Raw genomic sequence first — 6,228 nt, forward strand, 5'->3', positions numbered from 1 at the left:
TAAGAGACAGGCCATGGTCAGTGCGGCTGCGGCTCCGAGTCCTGCTCCGAGAAGTCCCCTTCGGTCGATCTCACGCATAGCGTCCCCATCTGTGGTCGTTTTACCTCAATGCCATACAAACTGCCGTTGGCTTAGATGAGGTCGACAACACGGCGGTTCCGCCGATAATCACAAAAATTATTACGTGACTAGACCCTCACGGAGACTCCACAGGATCGTGACAGGGGAAGCGTCCCCCAGGGCCCTGCGGGGCCCCGGTCCAGGGCGGAGGGCCCCGGTCCAGGGCGGAGGGCCCCGGTCCAGGGCGGAGGGCCCTCTCAGGCCCCGAACGCCTTGGACTTCCCCTTGACCGGCTTGGCACCCGCGCGCAGGTGCGCCGGCACCAGGTCCACGGCCGGCTCGGTGTATCCGACGGACACGATCTTGTCGCCCTGGTAGGTGAAACTGGTCAGCGAGGCCAGCGTGCACTGCCGCCTGCGCGGGTCGTGCCAGAGCCGGCGCCGCTCCACGAAGCTGCGCACGATCCAGATCGGCAGCTGGTGGCTGACGCAGACCGCCTCGTGCCCGCGGGCCGCGTCGCGGGCCGCGTCCAGGGCTCCCATCATCCGTACGACCTGCTCGATGTACGGCTCGCCCCAGGAGGGCTTGAACGGGTTGGTCAGGTGCTTCCAGTTGTCCGGCTTGCGCAGCGCCCCGTCCCCGACCCCGAAGGTCTTGCCCTCGAAGACGTTGGCGGCCTCGATGAGGCGCTCGTCGACGGCCACGTCCAGCCCGTGGGTCTTGGCGACGGGCGCGGCGGTCTCCTGGGCGCGCTCCAGCGGGGAGGCGACGACATGGGTGACGTCGCGCTTCTCCAGGTGCTCGGCCACCCGGTCGGCCATCTGCCGGCCGAGCTCGGAGAGGTGGTAGCCGGGGCGGCGTCCGTAGAGCACGCCCTGCGGGTTGTGCACCTCCCCGTGGCGCATCAGATGGACGACGGTGATGTCCTTCTTGCCGTCCGTTCTCTTCTCGCTCATGCGGTGGCCTCCGATGCGGCACGTGCGGCGGCGGGCAGGGCCGCGGCGATACGCTCGACGGCCTGCGTGTCGTGGGCCGTCGAGACGAACCAGGACTCGAAGGCGGACGGGGGCAGGTAGACGCCCTGCTCCAGCATCGAGTGGAAGAAGGCGGTGAACCGGAAGGCCTCCTGCTTCTTGGCGTCCTCGTAGTCACGGACGGGCTCGTCGGTGAAGAAGACGGAGAACATGTTGCTCGCCGCCGACACCGTGTGCGCGACGCCCTCCTTGGTGAGCGCCTCGCCCACCAGATTGCGGATCTCCGCCGACACCGCGTCGACCGCGGCGTAGGCCGCGTCGTCGAGCAGCCGCAGCTGGGCGAGGCCCGCGGCGGTGGCGACCGGGTTACCGGAGAGCGTGCCCGCCTGGTAGACGGGACCGGCGGGGGCCAGGTGCGCCATGACGTCGGCACGGCCGCCGAACGCCGCGGCCGGGAAGCCGCCGCCCATGACCTTCCCGAAGGTCATCAGGTCGGGCCGCACCCCGTCGACGCCGTACCAGCCGGCCTTCGACGTACGGAAGCCGGTCATCACCTCGTCGGAGATGTACAGGGCGCCGTTGGCCGCGCAGATCTCCTTCAGCCCGGCGTTGAAGCCCTCCCCGGGCGGGACGACGCCCATGTTCCCGGGCGACGCCTCGGTGATCACGCACGCGATCTCGCCCGGCCGCGCGGCGAACGCGGCGCGCACGGCGTCCAGGTCGTTGTACGGCAGCACGATCGTGTCGCCGGCCTGGGCGCCGGTGACGCCCGGCGTGTCGGGGAGGCCGAAGGTGGCGACGCCGGAACCGGCGGAGGCCAGCAGCGCGTCCACGTGGCCGTGGTAGCACCCGGCGAACTTCACGACCTTCGCGCGCCCGGTGAACCCGCGGGCGAGACGCATCGCGGACATGGTCGCCTCGGTGCCGGACGACACCAGCCGCACCTGCTCGACCGGCTCCACCCGGGCCACGATCTCCTCGGCGAGCGCGACCTCGCCCTCGCCCGGCGTACCGAAGGAGGTACCGCGGGCCACCGCGTCCTGGACGGCGGCGACGACCTCGGGGTGCGCGTGGCCGAGGATCATCGGCCCCCACGAGCACACGAGGTCGACGTACTCGCGGCCGTCGGCGTCGGTGAGGTACGGACCCGTACCGGACACCATGAACCGGGGCGTACCGCCCACGGCCCGGAAGGCACGCACGGGTGAGTTCACGCCGCCGGGCGTCACGTGGGACGCACGGTCGAAAAGCGTCTGTGAAACTGGGGCTTCGTATGAATACGCCACTTTGGTCCTGATCTGCGATTCGTGGGTTCGGGGGTCCGGCCGGCTGGTCCGGCAACCGGTGAGCAGGGAACGCACTCTCCCCGTATGAGGCTCGTACAACGAAAGGGCGTCAGTCTCCTCGCGTCTGCGAAACTGGGGCGTCATAGGGAAAGCTCACACATGCCATGTTGTCAGAGGCGCCGGCGGTCTTGCGGACAGGTGTTTCACCGCACGCCCGTGGGGGAGGTCACTGACACGATGATCGGGTTGCGCGGCGGGGCTGTGTCTCCGTAAGAAGTAGTCGGGTGGATGAGATATGCATCGCGGTGGCGGAGTGGGCGAAGGGACCGACGGCCTGGGGCCCGAGCCTGCCCGGCGAGGGCGGCACCGGCGCAAGGCGGAGCGCGCCCGGGAAGCCCGGGCGGCCGAGGCGGAGCTCGCGGGGATCAGGAGCAGTGGACGGGTGGGGGTGACCTACAAGTACTTCGGCGCCCCTGACGGTGCCACGGCGGCGCGGGTGCCCATCTCCATGCGCCCCGAGGAGCTGGGCGGCGACGAGCTGGGCATGGGCGGCATGTTCACCAAGATCAAGCCGGAGACGGTGGCGGCCATGGTCCTCACCGGCATACAGGGCATACCCCTGCACAAGGTCCCCCCGCTGGAGCTGGTCGTGCTCCACCCCGACTACGCGGTCGTCAAACTGCCGATGACGGTGGTCGACCCACTGCGCGACGTCGGCGAGGAGTCGGTGGGCGCGGCGGCGTTCATCTGGTCCACGGTTCCCGACCGCGGCGGCCCGCGCGACGCGTACAACGTCTACCAGCTGCTCCACGAGTGGCAGGACTTCTCGCACCGGCTGCACGACGCGGGACATCAGGCGTACTGCCTGGTCTGGCCCTGAGCCGTAGCGTTCCGGGACGGCCGAGCGCCGCTCCCCGACGCCCGCCCACGGCCGGGCGGGGCCGGTCCCGTGTGCGCGGCGGGCCCGGGGCGAGGCCTGGGTCGTCCGCCCTGACCGAGGTCCGGCGGAGGCCGCCGGGCGGGGCACCGACCCCACGGTGATAGACCTGTCCGGTGCCAAGTCGCCGGAGCGGCGTGGCCGCACGCCCCGCCGCACGCGCGGCGGCGCCCCTGAGGGCGGGCACCCGCTCCTCAAGGCCACGGGCACGCCCTACGGCTCCCGGTCCGCGAACCGCGGGGGCACCGCGTTCCCCCGACGGGGCCGGTGCGCCCGGGTCGCCCGTGACACGGCGGGCGTGTGAGGCAGCGCCTGTCGGGAACGCGTCATAGGCGGTGAACGGGGAGGGGACATGACAGTGAACGGCATACACCCGGCCGGCGGTCCGGACGAGGCCGTCGGCGATCGGCGAGACGTCTCCCCGGTCCGCGCGGCGCCCGGCGTCCCGCAGAACGCGGCGGCGGCACGCGCCGTCGTCACCCGCCTGCTGGCGGCCCGGGCCGGCGGTCCGGACGGGCGGGCGGCGGACGTCACGGTGGCGGACGCCCTGCTGGTGACGTCGGAGCTGGTGACCAACGCGCTGCGGCACGGCGGAGGGCTCACCGGCTTCGCGGCGGAGGTCAACGCCGAGGGCCTGCTGCTCACGGTGTCCGACGCCAGCAGCACGCCGCCGGCCGTCACCGTCCGCCTCCCGGAGGCCGACCACATCGGTGGCTACGGCTGGCCGCTGGTACGCCGTCTGACCCGGCGGCTGACCGTCACGTTCCACCCCGGCGGCAAGCACATCGTCGCCCTGGTCGCCCTGGCCTGACCGCCGCGGCGGGGCGGGTTCTTCCCGGGCACCCCGCGCGGGACCCCGCCGGGTTGGCATACTCGGCACATGATCAGCCCGGTCCCCTCCCCCGACGGCCCCCAGCCGCCCGCCGCGGTGCCGGTGGTGGCCGAGTTCGAGAGGGCCGGGTGCTGGGTCGTCCAGGCCCAGGGCGCCCTCGACTCGGACACCGTCGATCCCCTGTACCTCGCCATGTGGCAGGCCGCGGCCTGCCACGACGTCGTCGTCCTGGACGCCACCGCCGTCACCTTCGGGGACTCGTCCTTCCTCGGCCTGCTGGTCCAGGTGCATCAGCAGACCCGCCTGCGCATAGCGGCCCCGGGCACGGTCCTGCGGCGCCTGTTCTCCATGGCGGGGGTCGACGCGGTCCTGGAGTGCCATCCCACCCTGGAGGAGGCGCTGGCCGCGCCCCGCTGAGCCGCGCGAGCCGGGTGACGCCCCCTCAGCCCAGGGCGGAGCCGCCGTCGGTGCGGTCCCGCGCGGGCTCCTGGCCGTACCCGCCGGCCCCGGTGGCGACGGGGGGCCGGACGTGGAGCGCCCCGCACCGGGCGCGAACGCGGCCGGTCAGGGCCGGATCGTGCCGGTGCGGGGCGCCGTGTCCCACGCGGTGTCCGCGGTCATGAACCCCTGACCTGGTTGAGCTGGGCCGTCAGGAGGTGGGAGTCGAGCAGCGAGACGTCGGCCGTGCGGTCCGCGCGCGCGTAGCCGTTCAGCATGCGCTTGGTCAGGACGAGGGCCTCCGGCGAGCGGCGGACGAGCGGTCTGGTCCACGCGGCGACGGCCCGGTCGAGCTGGTCGAGGGGGACGACCTTGTGCAGCAGGCCCAGCCGGTGGGCCGTGGGCGCGTCGAACGGCTCGCAGGTGAGCATGAACTCGCGGATGCGGGCGGCGCCCGCCTCCGAGATCAGCCGGCCCATGGCACCGCCCCACGCGGGCGGAAGCCCCACGCCCACCTCCGGCATGCGGAAGCGGGCGGTGTCCGCGCCCGCGCGCAGGTCGCAGTAGGCGGCGAGCGCGAGCCCGGCGCCGACGACCCGGCCGTGGAGCCGGGCGATGGTGACCGCGTGGGTGGTCTCCAGCGCCTGGCACAGCCGGTGGGCCTTGTCCGCGATGCGCCGCAGCGTCCCGCCGGTCGGGTCCGCGGTCAGGGCCGCCTGGAACTCGTTGCGGTCGGCCCCCAGGCAGAAGTCCTCGCCCATGGACGACAGGAGCAGCACCCGGATGTCGGGACGCTCGTGGAGGCCGTCGACCAGGGCGATGAGGGCGTCCAGGGCGGCGACGTCCAGGACGTCCTCCCCGAGCACCGGGTTGAGGCGTACGTGGAGGACGGCGCCCTCCTGCTCGACGCCTATCGCCTCACGGGCGGTGCGGGTGAGAGTCATGTCGTTCATGCGAGCGTGACATCCAGATTCAGCAGACGGCGGAACGCCACCCGGGGCGCCCACGAGGGGGGGTGCGCGAGGGCGAGGCGGGGAAGGCGTCCGACGAGTTGCCGGAGCAGGACGTGGGCCTCCATACGGGCCAGGGGGGCGCCGAGGCAGTAGTGGATGCCTCCGCTGAACGCCAGGTGGCCGGGGGTGCGCAGGGGGTCGAACCGGTCCGGGTCGCTGTGCCGGGCGGGGTCCCGGTGGGCCGCGCCCACCATGAGGTGGACCATCTCGTCCTTGCGTATCTCGACGCCGTCGAGCAGGCAGTCCGCGGCGGCGACCCGGCTGATCACATGGGTGGGCGCGTCGTAGCGCAGCGCCTCCTCCACGAACCCGGGCACCAGGCCGGGGTCGGCGGCGAGCTTCTCCCACCACTCCGGGTGCTCCACGAGCAGGAGCACCGTCGTGGACAGCATGTTGGCGGTGGTCTCCAGGGCCGCCAGCAGGACGAAGAGGGCCAGGAAGTAGACCCCCTCGTCCGCCTTGTCGCGATCCGGCTCCATGGCGTCCCAGGTCGCGATCCACCGCGAGACGGGGTCATCACCCGGTCTCGCGCGCCGCTGGTGCACCAGGTCCGTGAAGTAGGAGCGCAGTTCGGCCGTGGCCGTGTCGGAGAGGGCCAGCTGGCTGGCGGACGGCAGCAGCTCCTGGGTGAAGACCTGATCGTGGGTCAGGTCCCGCAGCCGCGGCAGGTCCGCACTCGGCAGTCCGA

Annotated in this window: 7 protein-coding genes; 3 read left to right on the forward strand and 4 right to left on the reverse strand. The window is 72.6% G+C overall.

Annotated elements, in window-relative coordinates; translation table 11 throughout:
• Window positions 1–317 precede the first annotated feature (317 nt).
• Window positions 318–1,016, reverse strand: coding sequence for a histidine phosphatase family protein (locus IH13_RS0116130; RefSeq protein WP_031085004.1), 699 nt, complete (start codon window positions 1,014–1,016; stop codon window positions 318–320).
• A complete protein-coding gene (hemL, locus tag IH13_RS0116135; RefSeq protein ID WP_031085006.1) occupies window positions 1,013–2,320 on the reverse strand; it encodes a glutamate-1-semialdehyde 2,1-aminomutase in 1,308 nt (435 codons plus the stop codon). Before hemL ends, IH13_RS0116130 begins: the two co-directional genes overlap by 4 nt.
• Window positions 2,321–2,615: 295 nt before the next feature.
• Between hemL and IH13_RS0116140 the strand changes: the two genes are divergently transcribed.
• From IH13_RS0116140 to IH13_RS0116150, 3 genes are all read left to right on the forward strand, one after another.
• A complete protein-coding gene (locus IH13_RS0116140; protein ID WP_082317621.1) occupies window positions 2,616–3,200 on the forward strand; it encodes a hypothetical protein in 585 nt (194 codons plus the stop codon).
• A 409-nt stretch (window positions 3,201–3,609) separates the two neighbouring features.
• Window positions 3,610–4,068, forward strand: coding sequence for an ATP-binding protein (locus IH13_RS0116145; protein WP_031085009.1), 459 nt, complete (start codon window positions 3,610–3,612; stop codon window positions 4,066–4,068).
• Between the two features lie 69 nt (window positions 4,069–4,137).
• Window positions 4,138–4,506, forward strand: coding sequence for an STAS domain-containing protein (locus IH13_RS0116150; RefSeq protein ID WP_031085011.1), 369 nt, complete (start codon window positions 4,138–4,140; stop codon window positions 4,504–4,506).
• Between the two features lie 200 nt (window positions 4,507–4,706).
• On the opposite strand, the gene IH13_RS0116160 is transcribed toward IH13_RS0116150, so the two are convergent.
• Both IH13_RS0116160 and IH13_RS0116165 read right to left on the reverse strand, forming a co-directional pair.
• Window positions 4,707–5,480 carry an enoyl-CoA hydratase/isomerase family protein gene (locus IH13_RS0116160; RefSeq protein WP_031085014.1) on the reverse strand — a complete coding sequence of 258 codons (774 nt, stop codon included), beginning with the start codon at window positions 5,478–5,480 and terminating at the stop codon, window positions 4,707–4,709.
• Window positions 5,477–6,228, reverse strand: a 752-nt coding sequence (locus IH13_RS0116165; protein ID WP_031085016.1) for a cytochrome P450, incomplete at its 5' end; no start/stop codon positions are given. The genes IH13_RS0116165 and IH13_RS0116160, both read right to left, overlap by 4 nt.

It is taken from the genome of Streptomyces sp. NRRL WC-3549 (assembly GCF_000721935.1).
Taxonomy (GTDB): Bacteria; Actinomycetota; Actinomycetes; order Streptomycetales; family Streptomycetaceae; genus Streptomyces.